Source organism: Roseibium sp. RKSG952 (assembly GCF_009711355.1).
In genome coordinates, this window is the sequence record NZ_SMMF01000953.1 from 132,145 (window position 1) to 151,620 (window position 19,476).

Below are 19,476 nucleotides of genomic sequence, written 5' to 3' on the forward strand. Positions count from 1 at the left end.
TTTGAGGTCAGATGCACCGCCCGCCATCCACTTCCAGCGCGGCTCCGGTAATCATGCTGGCCTCGTCCGAACACAGGAAACAAGCGGCGTTGGCCATATCTTCTGGCGTCGAGAATCGACCCAATGGAATCGTCGACAGAAATTTGGCACGAATTTCGGGCGTGTCTTCCCCCATGAATGATTTCAGCAAGGGAGTCTCACCCGCCACCGGACAGATTGCATTCACGCGCACGCCAGCGGGCGCAAGTTCGACGGCCATGGTCTTGGTGGCGGTGATCATCCAGCCTTTGGAGGCATTGTACCAATTGAGATTTGGGCGCGGCGACAATCCAGCGGTTGAAGCAACGTTCAGAACCGCGCCAACCCCTCGTGACTTCATATGTGGCATCAGGGCGCGCGCGGTTAGATACACCGATTTCATGTTCACGTTGTAAACGCGGTCGAAATCCTCTTCGCTGACATCTTCCAACGGGGTTGGCAAATGTGTGACGCCGGCATTGTTCACCAGAATGTCGAGATGTCCGAACTCTGTAAGTGCAGCATCCGCCATGTCCTGTACTGACGCGCCATCTGCAACATCGACCTGCTGCGAGACTGCCTGAGGCCCGAGCCGATGTGCCAGTTCAGCGGCCGCTTCACCATTGATATCCGCGATCATCACACGGGCGCCCTCGACCAGGAATTTCTCGACAATCCCGGCACCAAAACCGGAGGCGCCACCGGTCACGATTGCGGTTTTTCCCTCTAACCTCATGATCTTGCCCTCTGATCCGTGTTGTGGGGCAGACTAGCAATGCCTCAAAAAGATACCAGATCAATCTTCAGAGACTTTACCACGCATCGCCTTCACATCCGATCGTGCTTTTTTGGCTGCCAACCGGCGTTTGACCGATCCATAGGTGGGTTTGGTGGCAATCCGCCGCTTGGGCTTGACCAGAGCACGGGCGATCAACTCTGCCAGACGTGTCCGGGCGATCTCGCGGTTGCGTGCCTGCGATCGGGTTTCCTCACACTGGATGATAATCGCCCCCTCTTTGGTCCAGCGCCGACCGGCCAACCGCTTGAGCCGCGTTTTGACCGGATCCGGCAGAGAGGGTGAGCGCGCGGCCTCGAACCGCAATTCAACAGCGGTCGAGACCTTGTTCACGTTCTGCCCGCCGGGGCCCGATGAGCGTACAAAGCTCTCGGTCATTTCCCAGTCCTGTAGGATGATATCGTCTGAAACGCGTAACATGGCGCAATATTAAGATCCGGTTTCGGGAACGAAAAGGGCCGCCCCAATGGAACGGCCCTTCGAAAGCATAGGAGGTGGGGTCGGTTAGATCAATCGACCAGCCGGAGCGAGCGCTCCGCCAAGGGCTGCCTCAGCAGGTTTTCCCCCCGGTTGTTCCGACACCTCTCTCCAATCTCTTTCTCGACACTGGATCACCTCCTTTTCTATCTGTTGCGGTTAACTTTGAGCCTGACACAAGATGCGCCATTCTCAAAGCACTTTTTTACGCAGCCTGCGCAGTCAGCCGCGCAACGATCACCTTGAACGGGATCAGCGCGATCAGAGCCAGCGACAGTTTCACCAGCCAGTCTGCAAAGGCCAGTGTCACCCAAAGCGGCGCCATCGGGCCCGACAGCATGAATGGAACAGGTTCCCACGCCCAGCTAATCGCAGCATCCGCATCAGCGCCGAATACTGTGACCGAAGCCGAGAAGGCGATGGTAAAGAACAGCGTGGTATCCAGCGCCGATCCGACCAGCGTCGATGCCAGCGGTGCACGCCACCAACGCCCGCCACGCAGCGAATTGAATACGGTGATGTCCGCCAACTGAGCGATCAGGAAAGCCGTTCCCGATGCAACGGCGACCCGCAATGGTACGGCAGCATAAGTAAAGCCGTCGCCCTGAAGCATGATCTGTGTACCGATCAGCGAGCAGACGACACCGGTCAGAAAGCCGGCAAACACGACCTTGCGGGCCGGGCCAACGCCGTAGACGCGGTTCATGATGTCATTGACCAGAAAGGCCAGCGGATACGTAAATGCGCCCCAGGTCAACAGACCATCGAGCAGCAGAAACTGAACCAGAATGTTCGAGGCCACAACAATGGCGGCCATGGCAATAATGCCGGGTATATAAGCGCGTTGCATTTTCAGATGCCCGTTTTGACAAGGTAGCGGCGACTTGGCCAAGGGTTCATCCCAAGGCAAGCCGCGCTTTTAGACTCTGGGATTGTGTTTGGCAAGTCAGTCCGGCAGCAGATACTCAACCAGCTCCGTGCGCTGCAAAACCAGAAAGTTGTCGTCCGAAATCATCGTGGCACGCAACCGCCCCTGAGGGTCGCGCCAAACCGACAATCCTTCAAGATTGTCATGCGTCCCGGTGCCGGTCTCGATCAGAATCTCTTCAGATTTGGGCATGTCATCCTCGACCTGCCAGCGGCGCAGGCGCGAACGAAAGCCGGTCAGAGAGACCGAACGTTCCAACACGTAAAACCGCCCATCGGGACCGAAATCGGCGGCCACGGGCAGGAACCCACCCCGCTGAGGCAGGACAAACGGCGTTGACCAGGCCTGCCCGTTCCAGCGGTAAACAGGAATATCTCCCTCAGCCGTCCTGCTCTTTTCGGTCAGAGTGTAAAGACGGCCCCGGTCATCAATCGCCAGCCCCTCGAAAGACCCGTTGCGATCAAGTGTTTCAAAAGCCTTGGGTCGCGGCAGTACGCGTGCCCGGGCACCGGGCGCCGCATAATGTGCAACCCGGTGGACGCCTTCGAATGAAATGTAAAACGACCCGTCCGGAGCGATCGCAATCCCTTCGGAATCCCCGGCCCAGCCGAGCATGATGCGCCCCTTGCTCGAGAGAACAGGCCAATGGCCCAATATCTCGATCCCGGCGATCTGGTCCTCATCACGCTCAATTCGGGCGGTCACAAGGGTTGCCCGGTCGCTGAGTGCGATCATGTGGCGTCCATCGTCAGAGATATGGATGGCGGAGAAACCGCCAAACCAATCGGCATTGTGACGCCAGGCATAGCTGTCGAGCGGGGTGGCTGTTTTAACTTCAACCGCCCAAACCGAACCTGCCAGCAGCAGCGCTGCAATCAGTTGGATTGCAGAACCGATGTACATTGCTGCGGCAAATCGGCCAGAACGTATTCGCGTCGTTTCTTAGGCGCCGGAGCGTTGGGGTCCGGTGGCGGTGGGTTCAGGATGTTACGCACCCATTGCTGCGCCTCGGCACAACCATCTCCTTTGGGTGGTGCATCCTGATTGACACAGCCCTTGGATCCTCGGGGACACTTTAGACGAACATGGAAATGATAATGATGTCCCCACCAGGGGCGTATCTTGCGCAGATATGCCCGGTTGCCCTTTTCATCGTTGCACATCTGAACCTTGGCCCCTGGAAAGACAAAGATGCGCGCTACGCGCTTGTCCTTGGCAGCCTCACGCAGCACGGCGTGGTGCTGTTTGGTCCAGTTACCGTTCACATAGGCCCCGTTGGCGCGGCGCAGCGAGATCGATGAGATGTTTTCGCGTGCCTTGCGGCTGAGACGCATGTTGTCCCCCGGAAGCATCCAGATATCGATGTCCAATCCCAGTTGATGGCTGCGATGTCCGGATGTCATCGGCCCGCCACGCGGCTGGCTGATATCCCCGATATAGAGGCCGTTCCAACCCGGTTGTTTGGCTGCGAATTTGCTGAGGTCCTGCACATAGTCAATCGCATCGGGGTGCCCCCAATTGCGATTGCGCGACAGACGCATGGCCTGCCATGTCGGTCCGGTCTCGGCCAGTTGCACCGATCCGGCAGCACATCCGCGCGAATAACTGCCGAAGGCAGCCGGTTTCTGCTGTGAACTTTGCTTTTGTGCCCCGAACAGTTGCTTAGCGAGGGGCTGCGCCCCTGCGGTGCCTGCCAAAGCGATTGTTGCCAGTATTGCCAAAAATCGTAGTAAAATCATCTGCTCTGATCCCCTTCCGGTCTTACCCAGCGCATCAGGAATAGCCCCAGAATAAACAACAGAACGATAGGTGACACCCCCAGTCTTGCGCTACCGGTCATGGTTGTTGCAATCCCGATCAGCATCGGCGCGGCAAAGGCAGTGGCACGGCCCGAAAGACCATAGAGCCCAAAGCTCTCGACCGGGGCCTTGGGGTCGGTATGACGCACCATCATCGAACGGCTGGCAGATTGCAGAATGCCGCCCATCCCGCCGATCAGAACGCCGCAGCCAAAGAAAACCATGTCGGGCAGGCCGGATCCCTCGGGCAATGTGATCCCGAAAATCTGGGTTCTATCCATCGAGACGATGGTTGTGCAAACAAAGATCAAAACCCATATGGCCACCAAAATCACTGGTTTAGGTCCGTATTTCTTGTCCAGTTTCCCCCCGACCCATGAAAAGGCGGCGGCCGCCAGAACGCTGACGATGCCAAAAACCCCGATCTTGATCAGGTCCCACTCCAGTACCAGCCGGGCATAGACGCCGCCAAAGGTATAAAGCCCGTTCAGCGCATCCCGATAAAACATGGATGAACCCAGGTAGCTGGCCAGGCTGACCCGGTGCCGCAGGTTCGAGATGGATTTGGCCAAAATGCTCAACGCCTCACCCACGCTGCCTTTTTGGTCTTTTGGCGCATCATCCCGGACCCAAAGGAAGTAAGGCACCATGAACAGGATGAACCAGCCAGCAGTGAAGGGCCCCACAAAACGCGTGCCCTGCTGCGTCGAAGCGTCGAGACCAAACACCGGGTCTATTCCGATCAATGTCTTGCCATTGGCCTGTTCGACAAAAAGCGCCAGCATGATTGCCAGTGAGATCAGGCCGCCGAAATAGCCGAAGGCAAAGCCCGATCCCGAAATCTCACCCACTTCGTTGTCATCCCCCAGATCGGGCAGCTGAGAGTTGATGAAGATCAGTGCATATTCCGCGCCAATAAAGCCCACCCCGAATGCGGAAAGCATCAGCCACATGTTCGAGCCGTCGGGCATTGTGTACCACAGCGCCGCCGACCCCACTGCATACATGACCGAAAAAGCGAATATCCAAGGAATACGTCGCCCCGATACATCGGCCATGGCCCCCATCAACGGGGCGCCGAAAGCGATGATCAGACCGATGATTGTCATGCAATTGGCCCAAACCGTCTGCGCCCGTGCATCAGCGGCATCGCCGTCCAGACCAGCCGTCAGATAATACTCTGCCGCGACCCCGGCGAAATAAGGACCGAATACGAAAGTCACCAACAGCGTGTGGTATGGCTGACTGGCCCAGTCGAAAAACCACCAGCCCCAAATGCGCTTGCGCTTGGATATTTCTGCCATCACTGCCCCACAACGTCTTTGTTCTTATAAGACGGGCCTTTGGATCATTTCGCAAGCGTTCTGTTGGGACAGCCTTGCTCTTTGTCGCGGGTGCGCTTACCTCTCATCAGATGTGAAAACGGAGTTCCCATGCTGTCGCTGATCCAAATCCTGTTGCTGATCCTGGACATTGTCTGGTTCATCATTCTTGCCCATGTGATCATGAGCTGGCTGATCAACTTTCAGGTGCTCAACCTGCACCAACAGCTTGTAGCGCAGATATGGTACGGCCTGAACCGTATTCTGGAGCCCGTTTACGGGCCAATCCGCCGAATTCTGCCCAATATGGGTGGATTGGATCTGACACCGTTGGTGGTGTTGATCGGCGTCTATGCGCTGCGGATCATTCTCATAAACAATGCGGTCTATTTCTACTGACCTCTTGTTCACCGAATCTTAGTATGTGATTGTCCTGTCTTAAGAGCAGATAAACCTTAAGACAGGGCCACCCCACACATGTTCGACGCCGCACCTATGCTGCGAGATGTCTTTGGATTCGACGACTTCCGCCCCGGGCAGGAAGAAATCGTTGATGCCGTGACCGCAGGCGAAAATGTGCTGGCGATCATGCCCACAGGTGGCGGCAAATCCCTGTGTTATCAACTGCCTGCCCTGATGCGGGATGGTGTAACAGTGGTGATCTCACCGCTGATCGCCCTGATGCGCGATCAGGTGCGCGGGCTGCAAGAGGCCGGGGTCGAGGCCGGTGCACTGACCTCGGGCAACACGCCCGAAGAAACCGATGCCGTGTGGGACGCGTTGGAGGCCGGGCGGCTGAAACTGCTTTACATGGCGCCGGAACGCCTCGCGGCCGGGTCCGCGCTAGGGATGCTGCGTCGGATCAACGTGAACCTCATCGCCGTGGACGAGGCGCATTGCGTCAGCCAGTGGGGCCATGACTTTCGCCCCGATTACCTGCGGATCGGAGAGCTGCGCCGCGCATTAAATGTGCCCTTGGCGGCTTTCACAGCAACAGCGGATGCCGAAACGCAGGACGAGATCGTCGAAAAGCTGTTCGACGGCGCTGCACCCAACAAATTTCTGCGCGGGTTCGATCGCCCTAACATCCACCTGGCTTTCGCCGCCAAAGATGGCCCCCGCAAACAGATCCTCGATTTCGCCGAGGCCCGCAAAGGCCAATCCGGCATTGTCTATTGCGGGACCCGCAACAAGACCGAAGTACTGGCGCAAGCCTTGCGGGCCGAGGGGCATTCGGCCTGCCATTATCACGGCGGGATGGAGGCCGAAGATCGTCGCATCGTGGAAACCCGCTTTGCCCGCGAAGACGGCCTGATCGTGGTCGCCACCGTCGCCTTTGGCATGGGAATCGACAAGCCCGATATCCGCTGGGTCGCCCATGCCGACTTGCCCAAATCCATCGAGGCTTATTATCAAGAAATTGGGCGTGCCGGACGTGATGGCGGACCTGCCGAGACCCTGACACTGTTCGGCCCCGACGATATCCGCCTTCGCCGCTCGCAAATCGACGAAGGGTTGGCCCCGCCGGAACGACGTATGGCAGATCATGCGCGGCTGAACGCCTTGCTGGGATTGGCCGAAGCGCTGGTATGCCGCCGCCAGACCTTGCTGGGATATTTTGGCGAACAGGCTGCGCCCTGCGGTAAATGCGATCTGTGCGACAGCCCGCCCGAGGTGTTTGACGGCACCACCCCGGTTCGTATGGCCTTGTCCGCGATTCTGCGTACCGAGGAATGGTTTGGTTCGGGCCATTTAATCGACATCCTGCTGGCCAATGAAACCGACAAGATCCGCGCGCGGCGCCATGATGAGCTTTCGACCTATGGGATCGGCAAGGAATGGTCGCGCCCGCAATGGCAGGCTATTTTCCGACAGATGATGGGTCACGATCTGGTGCGTCCTGATCCGGAACGCCACGGCGCGCTGCGCATGACCGAAGCGGCCAAACCGATCCTGAAAGGCGAGGCACAGATCAACCTGCGCAAGGACACCCTCCGCAAAGCCGGACGCCGCCCTGCCGTCAAGATGATGGTTTCCGAAGAAGACGCACCGCTGCTGTCTGCGCTCAAGGCCAAACGGCGCGCACTGGCGGAATCCGCACGGGTCCCGGCCTATGTCATTTTTCCCGACCGCACACTGATAGAAATGGCTGAGAAACGCCCCGTGACGCTGGACGACATGGCCCGGATTGGTGGTGTTGGAGCAAAAAAGTTGGAGCGCTACGGAGATACGTTCCTTGAGGTGGTCGCAGGAGCGATCGAGGCAGTTCATCCAGCGCGGCGCAAGCTGGCTGGACGCGATCAGGGCGAGATCTATGATCGGTTGCTTGAAGTGCAGTCGCAGTTGTCGCGAGGTCCGGACGGGATCGACAAGCCATTGACCTGTTCCGCTTCGCAGCTGGCCAAGGTTGCGCAAATGCGCAGCGGCGACGCCCGCGCTTTGGAGCAGCTGTTGGGCGAACGTCGTGCAGAACGTTTTGGCGCAGCGTTTCTGGACGTGCTGCAGATGGCAAGCTAGATACACTCCGAACAGGCGAGAACGAGGGCGGATATGCTGGTAGTGATTTCCCCGGCCAAGCGGCTGGACTGGGCTGAACGTGAAGTCGAGGCGACGCAACCCGCCTTTCAGGATGATGCTATTCGCCTGTCAAAAACAGCTCGCAACCTGACCCTCGGTGACCTGAAAAAGCTGATGGATCTGAGCGACGATCTGGCCCGCCTGAATCGCGACAGGTATCGCGCGTTTTCGGATACCCCCGACGCGAGTATCACAAGACCCGCTGCACTGGCGTTTGCCGGTGACACATATCAGGGTTTGGAGGCTGCTTCGCTGGATGCCGATGAAATGGCGTGGGCACAAGATCATCTGCGCATTCTATCCGGGCTTTATGGCGTGCTGCGCCCGCTGGATGCGATTCAAGCGTATCGACTGGAAATGGGCAGTAAGCTGAAAACCCGGCGCGGTAAGAACTTGTATGAGTACTGGCGCGATCAGCTAAGCAAAGCGCTGAACACGCAAGGCGCAGAGATCGGATCGGATGTATTGGTGAACTGCGCCAGCCAGGAATATTTCGGTGCAGTAGACCCTAAAGCGCTGAAATTGAGGGTCATCACACCTGTATTCATGGAAGACAAAGGCGGCACACCTAAGATCGTCAGTTTCTTTGCCAAGAAAGCACGCGGAGCGATGGCGCGCTATGTCATTCAGCACCGTTTGACCGATACCAAAGGCTTGTTGGATTTCGACACCGGAGGCTATGAATATCGCCCCGAGTTGTCACAAGAAGACAAACCGGTCTTTGTGCGCCCTTATCAGGCCTGATCCAGCATCGACGGGTCATAGGCAACCAGTTCGACTGTGTTGCCTTCTGGATCTTCGGTAAATATTCCCCGCCAACCGATCCAGCCGAATTCCTCTACGCGATAAGGCTGCTCGATTTCGTCATACCAGCGCATCACCGCGTCCTGCTCGTGGAACGGCAGTGACAATGCGATGTGATGCAGAGCAGATGCACCACCGGTTACTGGCCCATCCGCCCCGGTCGGATGCAGCCCCGGTCGCGGTGCTGCAGTATGATGAAAGAGGGCCAGAACTTGCGTATGCCCACCGAACCCTTCGGCAATTCGAAAGAAGGTGATGGCGCTGTTGTGATCGCCGCTCAAACGCTCGAGTCCGATCACATGCTCGTAGAATTTCACCATCGCGCCCATGTCGGCGCAACGTATTGCAATCTCACCTAATGCACGGGGGCGGAAACTTCGATCGTCACTCATTCAGTGAACCTATTCATCCCCCACAGGATCGACAAGGACGGGCCTGGCGTCTGCCGGGCAATGGCTGGAGATCATGTCACAGATCAGCTTCTTATGCAGCGGTTTGGTAAGGTAGTGATCAAGACCTGCAGCAAGAATGCCCTGATCATCGCCGGCCATCGCATGAGCCGTTAGCGCAACGATAGGAACGTGCCGCCCCGTCCCAATCTCTTTCCGGCGAATTTCACCTGTCGCTTGCTTGCCATCCATTCCAGGCATCGAGATGTCCATGAAAATCAGATCGGGGTCAAAATCACCAAAAGCATCAACGGCTTCCAGCCCGTTAGATACGAATTGCAGGTCGATGTTCAGATCCTTGGTCATCTTTTTGAGGATCAACTGATTGGTACGATTGTCCTCGGCCGCCAGCACACGCATCAGTCTCTGCCCTTCTGAACTGCGTGGTGACAAAGTCACCTCTGTTGCTAGAATGCTGAGTTCAGTCGGTTCAAATGTCGATGTCCCAAGAGCCATCAGGCGCGTGTAAAGCTCGGCCCGGGGAATGGGCTTTTGCAATACACCTTCAATCAGGCGATGCGCAGGATCGGCGTGTATCATGCCCGGATTGGCTGACATCACAACGATTGGAAGGTCGACCCAGCCACGATCGCTTAGGGTTGCAGCAAGCTCCAGCCCATCCATGTCAGGCAGATCATGGTCGCACAAAAGCAGGTCGATTGTGTCATCCACACACGAAAGCGCCTCAGCCCCGGTTTCACAAACCGTCACCCTGGACCCCAGCCTGCGCAACTGCTTGCTGAGAATGGCTCGATTGGCGGCAAGATATTCGACCACCAGAACATGTTTCAAACGATCCGCCAGATCGGGTGGTGCGGGTTGAGGCCCCTCGGCTGTGGGCAGGGTTACCCGGAAGCCAAAACATGATCCCTCACCCAAATCACTTTCGACCCAGACCGTTCCGCCCATCATCGTGATCAGGCGTTTGGTGATGGCCAGCCCAAGTCCGGTGCCTTCGAATTCGCGGTTCTTTTCATTTTCCACCTGATTGAACTCGCCAAAAATGTGGCTGATCTTTTCTGCCTCAATGCCGATCCCGGTATCTTCGATCGCGATGTGAATGTCGCAGGTCTGCGCCTCAGCGTTGGGAACACCGGTCACACGGATCAGGACATGCCCGTGCGAGGTAAACTTGACCGCATTGCCCACCAGATTGGTCAGTATCTGTCGAACTCTGCCTGGATCACCGACAAACAAAGTGGGCAGAAAAAGATCGTAGTCGACCAGCAGTGTCAGCCCTTTGTCCCGAACGCTGGGCTGAAGCAGCATCGCCACCTCAAGAATACAACGCTCCAGATCAAACTGTTCGGGATGCAGGGTCAGCTTGTCCGCTTCGATCTTGGAGTAATCAAGAACATCATTGATAATGACCAGCAATGCCTCACCCGAGTTTCGGATCGTGTTGACATAGAGGCGCTGCTCCTCTCCCAGAGGTGTTTCGGTCAACAGCTCTGTCATCCCGACGATCCCGTTCATGGGTGTCCGGATTTCGTGGCTCATGTTGGCCAGAAAAGCTGATTTTGCCCGGTTGGCGGCCTCAGCCCGTTCGCGCGCGGCGTTCAACTCGGCCTCATGCCGGACCGAAGATGTGATGTTCAGGGCAAGGCTCACTACATCGCCGCCCTGCCCGCGCTGATCGATCAGCTTGATGTATTGACCGTTCCACAGCTGAATGACGATGGGTGGCGGGTTTGTCCGCGCCCAGCGCGCCAGCATTCTGGCCTGCCATTCCTCAACCGGTTCCGAGCCGATATCGACAATGCCCTCACGCGTCATAAGTTCAAGCATTCGAGTATAGGAGATACCAGGCGTGACCTCTTCCAGCCCCTCGAACACGCTCAGATATGCGGTGTTGGCGCCAATCAACCGGCTATCGCCGTCAAAAAAGGCAAACCCGTCCTGTATGGTCTGAATCGAATGCCACAATCGACGCTCAGCGACTTCGATCTTGGCGTTTGCAACTGTCAGGTCGGATTTGACCTTTTCGTTTTCATCCCGAACGGTTGCCACTTCGGCCTGCGTTTCGCCTATTTGCCGTGTCAGTGCCATGGCGTGACGGCCCAGTTTGCGATTTGCGGCAGACAATTCTGCCTGCTTGAGGTCAAGCAATCGTTCTGCCGCCAATCTGGCGCGCCGTTCTTTTGCAAGTTTGTCTGCAAGACTCATCTGTCTTATCCCGGGTCAGTCTGAAGACAGCATTCCGGCAGAGCGTGAAAAAGTGTTTAAGCCGTTGCAATGGAAAGGGCGCTCATGCGACGATCTTGCCAAATAGGAGGTCGTGATGCGCCGCTTTGTTTTGACTTCAATTGCTTCTTTTCTTTCATTTTTTCTGCAAACCGCTCTGGTTCAGGCCCAGTCTTCGGTGCCAGAGTTCCGCTATATCACCACACGGGATGCGGACTTTTATGGCTCGGATCTGGATGCGCTGTTCGATACCGATTTGAAATCGTGCATTCAGGCCTGTTCGGCTAACGCAAACTGTACTGCATTCACCTACAATACCCGTTCAGATGCCTGTTTCCCCAAGAGCGGAGTAAACCGTCAGGAACCTTACGAAGGCGCGTTGTCCGCCCAGAAGATCTCAACGCCAGAACAGACCCTAACATTAGCGAGAACACGCGCCGAAGCCCTTGGGTTTCTGCGCCCATCCGATCTCGAAAGCGCTGGCCAACAATCCCGGGATCTGAGTTTTCTTCATACCGCAGGTGGACAAGATCTGAATGCCGTACTGGGGGCTGCAAGAAGTGCCGGCAATGCAACGCAGGCGATGCAATGGACCGGTATTGCAGTTTCGCTTAGCGATGCGCCCGATCTCTGGGTCGAATACGCCCGATTGCTATTGGCCATTTCACCGTCTGGCTGGAATGAAAAGCGAGACATGAGGCAGCGTGCGCTGAATGCGTCGATCAACGGGTACCTGCGTGCCGAAAACCCCGGAACACAGATCGCCGCGCTTATGGTGATGGCAAATGCGCTTGAAGAAAGCGAACGCGGTCGGGATATGATCCCTGCCCTGAGGCTGGCCGAACAGGTCCAGCCGCGCGAGGATGTGCTGGCGGCACTGACCGATGCGATCGGGAAATACGGGTTCCGCGTTGTCGACAGCAGTGTCGAAAGCAACGCTGCTGCACCCCGCATCTGTGTAGAGTTCTCTGAAAAACTGATCAAAGCGGGCGTTGATTACGACCCCTTCGTACAACGCAATAATGACGGGTTGGTGGTACAAGCCGATGGGTCTCAGCTCTGTGTTGACGGCGTTGAACACGGCAAGCGCTACCGCATGACCCTCCGACAAGGTCTGCCTTCTGCATCCGGCGAAACCCTGAACCGCGATTTGGAGCTGACGCATTATGTACGCGATCGTGAGCCGTCGGTCCGGTTTCCGGGTCGCAGCTATGTGCTGCCAAAATCCGCAGACGCGGCATTGCCGGTCGAGACAGTGAACACCACAACCTTGGACCTGACATTGCGCCGGGTCAGCGACCGTAATCTGCTGCGTTCCGTGCAACAGGATTTCTTTGGCCGCCCGCTTAGCCAATGGGAAGAAGAGGAGTTCTCGGACGAAATCGCCGAAGAGATCTGGACTGGTACTGCGCGGGTCGCTTCGGAGCTGAACCAGGACATGACCGCCCGCCTACCTATGGCCGAAGCAATCGCAGAGCAGCCGGCAGGCATATATGCTCTGACTGCTCGGGTTCCAGGGGCGGATCCATATGATGATCCGGGGGCGACCCAGTGGTTTGTTCTGTCCGATCTGGGAATCAGCACAGCGCTTGGCACCGATGGTCTGCATGTCACCGTTCGCGGGCTTCATAATGCAGAGCCACGTGAGGGTATCGACGTATCGCTTGTGTCCAACGCCAACGCAGTGATCGCAACCGCCCAAACGGATGCCCAAGGGTATGCGCGTTTTGATCCCGGTCTGACCCGCGGAACCGGGGCGAGCGCGCCCACGCTGGTCTTGGCAACGGATGGTGATGCAGATTTCAGCTTCTTGTCCCTGACCGATCCCGCCTTTGATTTATCGGATCGTGGCGTCGAGGGTCGTGCGCCCGCCGGTCCGGTGGATGTTTTCCTGACCACTGATCGCGGCGCTTATCGCGCGGGCGAGACAATCCATGTCACAGCCCTGTCGCGCGATGGTACGGCACAGGCGATTGAAGGTCTGCCGCTGACCGCGATCTTGCATCGACCTGACGGAGTTGAATATCGACGCGTCGTTTCGGATGGCGGCGTGGCTGGGGGGCATGTCTTTGCGCTGCCCGTTGCAGCGGATGTGCCGCGCGGTGCATGGCGGATCGAGATTAAGTCGGACCCAAAGGGTGAGGCGCTAGCGCGTGAAACCGTTCTGGTCGAAGATTTTCTGCCTGAACGCATCGACTTTGAACTTACCCTGCCAAATGCACCCCTACGTCCGGGCGACACGCCGCCGCTGAAGATTGATGCCCATTATCTGTTTGGCGCCCCGGGTTCCGACCTGACCATCGACGGGCAGGTGATTGCGCGCCCTGCTGAAACCGTTCCCGGCTATGATGGATACCGTTTTGGTCGCTATGATGCCGAGATTTCAACCAAAAGCAGTTACTTCGGAGATGCGCGTACTGATGCTGCAGGCCTCGCCACGATTCCGATTGAAATCCCCAATTTAGAGACTGAAGGAAAACCAATAGAGGCTACGGTTATTGCCCGATTGGCGGATGGATCAGGCCGCCCGGTCGAACGTCGCCTCACTGCACCAGTCCTGCCGCCCCAATCGGTAATTGGCATCAAACCCATGTTTGATGACGTGATCGCTGAGGGCACAGAGGCAACCTTCCAGATCGTCGGGTTGTCCCCTGATCTTTCACCCAATCCAATGCGCCTGCGCTGGACACTGAACCGGGTCGAAACACGCTATCAATGGTATCAGCTCTATGGAAACTGGAATTGGGAACCAACCACCCGACGTACCCGCGTGGCGACGGGTGAGGTTGATTTCACGTCTGATCCATTGACGCTGAACCAGCCGGTCGACTGGGGTCGCTATGAACTGGTCGTACAGCGCGTGGATGGCACTTATGCAGAATCGGCTGTCGATTTTTATGCGGGCTGGTACCAGGCTGCAGATGCTTCGACCTCACCAGATCGGCTGGAAATGTCGCTGGATCGCGACAGCTATCGCCCGGGGGAAACGGCGCAGTTGCGGATCGTACCACGCATGGCGGGCATCGCACAGATCGAGGTCCTGTCGAACCGGCTGATACACCGCCAGATGATAGATGTCCCAGAGGGTGAAACCTTAATCCCACTGGAGATCACCGAGGATTGGGGCACTGGTGCCTACGTCACGGCGACGGTCATCCGCCCCATGGATGTCACCGCCGGGCAAAATCCGGCCCGCTCCATGGGTGTGGCACATGCCACCATCGATCCGGGAGTTCGCAAGCTGAATGTCAGTATCGACGTGCCCGAGGTCAGCGCACCCCGACATACGCAAAAAGCCCATATCAGAATCGAAAACTATACCGATGGTGACCCTGTCTGGCTAACAGTCGCAGCGGTAGATGTCGGCATCCTGAACCTCACCGGTTTTGAGAGCCCCGACCCGCAAGGATACTATTTCGGGCAGCGCCGGTTGGGTGTCGAACTGCGTGACGTATACGGCCGCCTGATTGATGGCATGAACGGCGCAATGGGAACCATTCGCTCGGGAGGTGACAACGATGCCGGGATGCGGCGCCAATCACCTCCTCCGACGCAGGATCTGATGGCTGTTTTCAGCGGATCGGTTCAGGTGAACGACAACGGTGAAGCCGTGATCGATATTCCGCTACCGGCCTTCAATGGCACCGTGCGGCTGATGGCGGTTGCCTGGTCCAAATCTGCGGTGGGGCAGGCTGAGGCCGAGATGATTGTTCGCGACCCGGTCGTTGTCACTGCCAGCCTGCCTCGTTTCCTTGCCCCCGGCGACCAAAGCCGGATGCTGCTGGAAATCATACATGCGGATGGTCCGGCCGGTGAAATGGCGCTGGGTCTGGCAGCTTCAAACGGACTTGAGCTTGGAACCACACCCGGCACCTTCACACTGGATACCGGCGGCAAAGCCGTTTTCGAGGTGCCGATCCGCGCGAACGCGGTTGGCGACCCTGAAATCAGCGTTTCGATCACCACTCCGGATGGTCGGGATTTGTCGCAGACCTTGCGGATGCCTGTTCGTGCGAATGACCCAGTTGTGGCTCTGACACGGCGGTTTTCGCTAGGATCCGGGGAAAGCTTTCTGTTCTCGCAAGATGTGTTCGAAGGGTTTCGATCAGGTACGGCCGGGGCCATATTATCCGCCGGTCCTCTGGCCAAATTCGACACTCCGGGCCTGCTGGATCAGTTAAACCGATATCCCTATGGCTGCACCGAACAGATCACCAGTAAGGCGCTGCCGCTGCTGTATCTGTCTTCGGTCGCACAGGCCTCAGGGTTGGGCAATGGGCCTCAGGTCGACAAACGCATCAACGACTCGATCCGCAGTGTCCTGACGCGTCAGGCCTCGAACGGTGCGTTCGGATTGTGGCGGGCTGAAAGCGGTGATTTTTGGCTGGATGCCTATGTCACCGACTTCCTGTCGCGCGCGCGTGCGCAGGGTCATGAGGTTCCGGACCGGGCCTTTGCACAGGCAATGGACAACCTGCGCAATCGAATCAACTATGCCCCTGATTTCGATGAAGGCGGTCAGGATATCGCCTATGCGCTGATGGTATTGGCGCGGGAAGGTGCGGCCTCGATGGGCGATCTGCGCTATTACGCGGACGTCAAGGGCGACGCATTTGATACCCCACTGGCCGCTGCACAGCTTGGATCGGCACTGGCCTCGTACGGGGATCAGACCCGGGCGGATGCGATGTTCAGCCGTGCAGCACAGATGCTGGCCCAGCGCCCAGCACAAGACCAATATACTTGGCGGGCTGACTACGGCACAAACCTGCGGGATGCGGCGGGTCTGCTGACACTCGCGGTTGATGCCGGCAGTGAGGTCATCGACCGGGATGCCCTGATCCAGCGGGTCAGCGCCGGGCGGACTTACCGTTCGACGCAAGAGGCGGCTTGGTCCCTGCTTGCCGCGCATGCACTGATCTCAACCCCCGAACAATCCGGGCTGCGGGTCAACGGATCAACCGTTGACGGGCCGTTCGTTCAGGTTCTTGAAACCGGATCGGATGATGTTCTGAACATCACCGCAGCAGATGGTGAAACAACCGACATCACGATGACGGTATCAGGTATCCCTGAAATCGCGCCCGAAGCTGGCGGGACGGGCTATGCCATCGACCGTCAATATTACTCGATGGAAGGCGAGCCGCTGAATGCGGGTGAGTTTGTGGTCGGCGATCGGTTTGTCACTGTCCTGACTGTCACACCGTTTGAAAATGGCGGTGCACGGCTGATGATTGATGATCCACTGGCCGCAGGCATCGAGATCGACAACCCCAACCTGTTGCGCTCGGGCGATGTGCGTTCACTGGACTGGCTGAACCTGTCCGAGGCGACGCATACCGAGTTCCGTTCAGACAGGTTCCTTGCTGCTGTTGACGCCTTTGGCCGCCAGCCCGTGACATTGGCCTATGTTGCGCGAGCGGTCACCCCGGGTGAGTTCCATCATCCCGCCGCATCGGTTGAGGATATGTATCGGCCCCAGAACCGTGCCCGGACAGATACAGACCGGGTCGAAGTGAAATGACAGGCCGGGCAGCCATCGCCACAGCCCATTGGCGGCGGCTGGATCAGCAGGGCACGGACCGCTGCACCCTGTCTCAGCTGGACAGTGGCTGGATTCTGGTCGGTCAGGCAATCTGGCACGATAGCAGCATCGATCATTGCCTGACCTACGATGTACGCTGCGATCCTGACTGGCATAGCCTGTCTGCAGATGTTGGGGGTGAGTTTGGTGGCCGCGATATCGCCTTGCGTCTTCATCGAACTGCCGAGGGCTGGTTTCTGAATGATAAACTGCAGGAAAACACCGCCGAGTGCATCGATCTTGACCTGAGTTTCACGCCAGCCACCAACCTGTTGCCTCTGCGCCGACTGGGTCTGAGGAATACCGCGAGCGCACCAGTTAAGGCAGCCTGGTTGAAGCCTGATCTCGCTTCGATCGCACAGCTTGACCAGATTTACAGTTGCCTTTCGCAAGAACTGGTCCGGTATTCTTCAACGAATTTTGAGGCTGATCTTCAGGTTCATTCGTCCGGTTTCGTAACCCACTATCCCGAACTCTGGGAAGGATGGGTCGATGCCTAAGGCAACCAGATTACTGCTGTGTCTCGCGGGGCTGCTCTACTTGACTGCCTTTACCCGAGATCGGCTGAGCGATTGGGTGAACGCGACCATATTGCCGCCGATCCTCGCAGAAAGTTCGGTTGAGATGCGCGACCGGAATGGCAACCTGCTTCGGGCCTTTCCGGTCGAAGACGGCATCTGGCGCCTGCACCCCGGATCAGTGGATCGCGATTTTGTCGATATGCTGGTTCGGTACGAGGACAAAAGGTTCTGGACCCATTCAGGCGTCGATCCTTTGGCGATGCTGCGTGCGACCGGGCAAGCGCTGTGGAACGGTCGTACTGTTTCGGGCGGATCAACGTTGACCATGCAGGTTGCACGATTGCTCGAGGATGGCACAACTGGACGCTGGCGTGGCAAAATCCGCCAGATTAGAGTCGCATTGGCCTTGGAGCAGCGTCTGAACAAAGAACAGATTCTAACCCTCTATCTGACCCACGCCCCCTATGGTGGCAACCTCGAAGGGATTCGCGCGGGATCGCGCGCCTGGTTCGGCAAAGATCCTGTCCGCCTCACACCTGCACAGGCTGCGTTGCTGGTGGCGCTGCCACAATCACCCGAGGCACGCCGACCAGATCGGAAACCCGAAACCGCCCGAGCATCGCGTGACCGGGTTCTGCATCGCATGGAAAGACAAGGTGTTCTGAACCGATCTGAGGCGCAGGCGGCGTCATCCGAGCCAGTTCCCCAGAGAATGCGTCCGTTTCCACAACTGGCAGCTCACCTTACAGATCGAGTTCGTCGGCAAAACCCCGAGGTGATGACCCATGACCTGACGCTGGATGCAGCGCTGCAAGCTCAGTTGGAACCGCTTGTTGCACGAACGGCAGCAGGTGCGGGGCCACGTGTTTCAGGGGCGCTGATTGTGGCGGACCTTCACAGCGGTAAAATCCTCGCCTCGGTCGGATCGGCAGGGTATGCGGATGCCCGTCAGGGATTTGTCGACATGACCCAAGCGCTGCGTTCGCCGGGATCAACCTTGAAACCTCTGGTATACGGCCTTGCTTTCGATCAGGGGCTTGCGCATCCCGAGACCCTGATCAGCGACAGCCCGGTCATGTTCGGGCGCTACGCCCCGCGCAATTTTGACGGTGTGTTCCGGGGTGAGATACGTATACGCGAGGCGCTGCAGCTATCTCTGAATATCCCCGTAATTCGCCTGACACACGAGTTGGGTCCCGCCCGCGTCATGGATGCTCTGCGGAAAGCCAAAACCGCGCCAAAACTGCCCGGCGGGACACCGGGCCTTGCCATTTCTCTGGGCGGCGTTGGTCTCAGCCTGCAAGACCTCGTTCAACTCTACACAGCAATGGCGGCAGGAGGGGAAGGCCCCGTTCTGCATCATCTAGAACTGAGCGAGCAATCACAGACCCAGCGTATTCTGACAGAACCAGCCGCCTGGCAGATCGGGAACATCCTGTCGGGGCTCAACCCGCCTCCCGGGGCTCCTCCCGGCGTGCTGGCTTACAAAACCGGCACCTCTTACGGACATCGGGATGCCTGGGCCATTGGGTATGACGGGCAGCATGTCATCGGTGTCTGGCTGGGACGGGCGGATGGCACGCCGGTGCCCGGAGCCTTTGGTGGTGAACTGGCCGCGCCATTGTTGTTCGAGGCTTTTGGACGCCTTAAACCGGATTTTGAGCCGCTCGCGCCCCCACCCCCTTCGACCTTGATTGTGGGCGCCGCTGAATTGCCCGCTCCGCTGCAGAGATTCCGGCCGCGCTCGGCTGCTTTCGCTGATAATGCAACCGCACCACAGGTGTTGTTTCCCCCTGATGGTGCAGTATTAGAGACACATAGTGACACGCTTACCATCAAACTGCGCGGTGGCTCGCGTCCATTTTCAGTCCTTGCCGACGGGATGCCGATCCTGACGGGACAACGCCAGCGAGAGTTTGAAATCCCCAACCCCGGACGCGGTTTCGCTTCGCTGGTTGTTGTTGATGCGCAAGGACAATCCGACCGTGTTTCGATTCAAATTGAGTGAAAGGGTGCC

The 19,476-nt window shown here is 57.8% G+C and carries 14 protein-coding genes; 6 read left to right on the forward strand and 8 right to left on the reverse strand.

The annotated features are described in order from the left end of the window. Positions 1–7: 7 nt before the first annotated feature. The 6 genes from E1297_RS35450 to E1297_RS35475 all read right to left on the reverse strand — a co-directional run bounded on the left by E1297_RS35450 (position 8) and on the right by E1297_RS35475 (position 5,322). A complete protein-coding gene (locus tag E1297_RS35450) occupies positions 8–754 on the reverse strand; it encodes an SDR family oxidoreductase (RefSeq protein WP_155146505.1) in 747 nt (248 codons plus the stop codon). 60 nt (positions 755–814) lie between these two features. Beyond that, positions 815–1,234, reverse strand: coding sequence for an alternative ribosome rescue aminoacyl-tRNA hydrolase ArfB (arfB, locus tag E1297_RS35455; protein WP_155146507.1), 420 nt, complete (start codon positions 1,232–1,234; stop codon positions 815–817). A 262-nt stretch (positions 1,235–1,496) separates the two neighbouring features. Then, positions 1,497–2,141, reverse strand: coding sequence for a queuosine precursor transporter (locus E1297_RS35460; RefSeq protein ID WP_155146509.1), 645 nt, complete (start codon positions 2,139–2,141; stop codon positions 1,497–1,499). A gap of 96 nt (positions 2,142–2,237) precedes the next feature. Further along, positions 2,238–3,122, reverse strand: coding sequence for an esterase-like activity of phytase family protein (locus E1297_RS35465; RefSeq protein WP_155146511.1), 885 nt, complete (start codon positions 3,120–3,122; stop codon positions 2,238–2,240). After that, a complete protein-coding gene (gene mepA, locus E1297_RS35470; RefSeq protein ID WP_155146513.1) occupies positions 3,095–3,958 on the reverse strand; it encodes a penicillin-insensitive murein endopeptidase in 864 nt (287 codons plus the stop codon). Before mepA ends, E1297_RS35465 begins: the two co-directional genes overlap by 28 nt. Further along, complete coding sequence (locus tag E1297_RS35475; RefSeq protein WP_155146515.1) at positions 3,955–5,322, reverse strand: MFS transporter; 1,368 nt, start codon at positions 5,320–5,322, stop codon at positions 3,955–3,957. The genes mepA and E1297_RS35475 overlap by 4 nt, the downstream gene beginning before the upstream one ends. Before the next feature lie 129 nt (positions 5,323–5,451). Between E1297_RS35475 and E1297_RS35480 the strand changes: the two genes are divergently transcribed. The 3 genes from E1297_RS35480 (at position 5,452) to yaaA (ending at position 8,661) form a co-directional block, all read left to right on the forward strand. Then, complete coding sequence (locus tag E1297_RS35480; RefSeq protein ID WP_155146517.1) at positions 5,452–5,739, forward strand: YggT family protein; 288 nt, start codon at positions 5,452–5,454, stop codon at positions 5,737–5,739. A 78-nt stretch (positions 5,740–5,817) separates the two neighbouring features. Beyond that, the gene (gene recQ, locus E1297_RS35485; protein WP_155146519.1) at positions 5,818–7,857 is read left to right on the forward strand and encodes a DNA helicase RecQ; all 2,040 of its coding nucleotides are present in this window, start codon (positions 5,818–5,820) and stop codon (positions 7,855–7,857) included. A 33-nt stretch (positions 7,858–7,890) separates the two neighbouring features. Beyond that, a complete protein-coding gene (gene yaaA / locus E1297_RS35490) occupies positions 7,891–8,661 on the forward strand; it encodes a peroxide stress protein YaaA (protein WP_155146521.1) in 771 nt (256 codons plus the stop codon). On the opposite strand, the gene E1297_RS35495 is transcribed toward yaaA, so the two are convergent. Together E1297_RS35495 and E1297_RS35500 are read right to left on the reverse strand one after the other, a co-directional pair. Continuing rightward, on the reverse strand, positions 8,652–9,113 hold the full coding sequence (locus tag E1297_RS35495; protein ID WP_155146523.1) for a VOC family protein: 462 nt from the start codon (positions 9,111–9,113) through the stop codon (positions 8,652–8,654). The genes yaaA and E1297_RS35495 overlap by 10 nt on opposite strands. Positions 9,114–9,122: 9 nt before the next feature. Beyond that, positions 9,123–11,336: a response regulator gene (locus E1297_RS35500; protein ID WP_155146524.1), complete on the reverse strand. Its 2,214-nt coding sequence runs from the start codon at positions 11,334–11,336 to the stop codon at positions 9,123–9,125. A 115-nt stretch (positions 11,337–11,451) separates the two neighbouring features. On the opposite strand from E1297_RS35500, the gene E1297_RS35505 reads away from it, so the two are divergent. Genes E1297_RS35505 through pbpC form a run of 3 tightly spaced genes read left to right on the forward strand, consistent with a single transcriptional unit; the run spans position 11,452 to position 19,467 of the window. Then, positions 11,452–16,878 (forward strand): alpha-2-macroglobulin family protein, encoded by a 5,427-nt coding sequence (locus tag E1297_RS35505; protein WP_155146526.1) that lies wholly within the window; start codon positions 11,452–11,454, stop codon positions 16,876–16,878. After that, positions 16,875–17,438, forward strand: a complete 564-nt coding sequence (locus E1297_RS35510; protein WP_155146528.1) for a putative glycolipid-binding domain-containing protein — start codon at positions 16,875–16,877, stop codon at positions 17,436–17,438. The genes E1297_RS35505 and E1297_RS35510 overlap by 4 nt, the downstream gene beginning before the upstream one ends. Continuing rightward, positions 17,431–19,467, forward strand: a complete 2,037-nt coding sequence (gene pbpC / locus E1297_RS35515; protein WP_155146530.1) for a penicillin-binding protein 1C — start codon at positions 17,431–17,433, stop codon at positions 19,465–19,467. The genes E1297_RS35510 and pbpC overlap by 8 nt, the downstream gene beginning before the upstream one ends. Positions 19,468–19,476: the final 9 nt, after the last annotated feature.

What these genes read in the sequence shown, in the direction of transcription:
- E1297_RS35450 (WP_155146505.1), bottom strand. Translation starts at nt 754, where the DNA reads ATGAGGTTAGAGGGAAAAACCGCAATCGTGACCGGTGGCGCCTCCGGT.
- arfB (WP_155146507.1), bottom strand. Translation starts at nt 1,234, where the DNA reads ATGTTACGCGTTTCAGACGATATCATCCTACAGGACTGGGAAATGACC.
- E1297_RS35460 (WP_155146509.1), bottom strand. Translation starts at nt 2,141, where the DNA reads ATGCAACGCGCTTATATACCCGGCATTATTGCCATGGCCGCCATTGTT.
- E1297_RS35465 (WP_155146511.1), bottom strand. Translation starts at nt 3,122, where the DNA reads ATGTACATCGGTTCTGCAATCCAACTGATTGCAGCGCTGCTGCTGGCA.
- mepA (WP_155146513.1), bottom strand. Translation starts at nt 3,958, where the DNA reads ATGATTTTACTACGATTTTTGGCAATACTGGCAACAATCGCTTTGGCA.
- E1297_RS35475 (WP_155146515.1), bottom strand. Translation starts at nt 5,322, where the DNA reads ATGGCAGAAATATCCAAGCGCAAGCGCATTTGGGGCTGGTGGTTTTTC.
- E1297_RS35480 (WP_155146517.1), top strand. Translation starts at nt 5,452, where the DNA reads ATGCTGTCGCTGATCCAAATCCTGTTGCTGATCCTGGACATTGTCTGG.
- recQ (WP_155146519.1), top strand. Translation starts at nt 5,818, where the DNA reads ATGTTCGACGCCGCACCTATGCTGCGAGATGTCTTTGGATTCGACGAC.
- yaaA (WP_155146521.1), top strand. Translation starts at nt 7,891, where the DNA reads ATGCTGGTAGTGATTTCCCCGGCCAAGCGGCTGGACTGGGCTGAACGT.
- E1297_RS35495 (WP_155146523.1), bottom strand. Translation starts at nt 9,113, where the DNA reads ATGAGTGACGATCGAAGTTTCCGCCCCCGTGCATTAGGTGAGATTGCA.
- E1297_RS35500 (WP_155146524.1), bottom strand. Translation starts at nt 11,336, where the DNA reads ATGAGTCTTGCAGACAAACTTGCAAAAGAACGGCGCGCCAGATTGGCG.
- E1297_RS35505 (WP_155146526.1), top strand. Translation starts at nt 11,452, where the DNA reads ATGCGCCGCTTTGTTTTGACTTCAATTGCTTCTTTTCTTTCATTTTTT.
- E1297_RS35510 (WP_155146528.1), top strand. Translation starts at nt 16,875, where the DNA reads ATGACAGGCCGGGCAGCCATCGCCACAGCCCATTGGCGGCGGCTGGAT.
- pbpC (WP_155146530.1), top strand. Translation starts at nt 17,431, where the DNA reads ATGCCTAAGGCAACCAGATTACTGCTGTGTCTCGCGGGGCTGCTCTAC.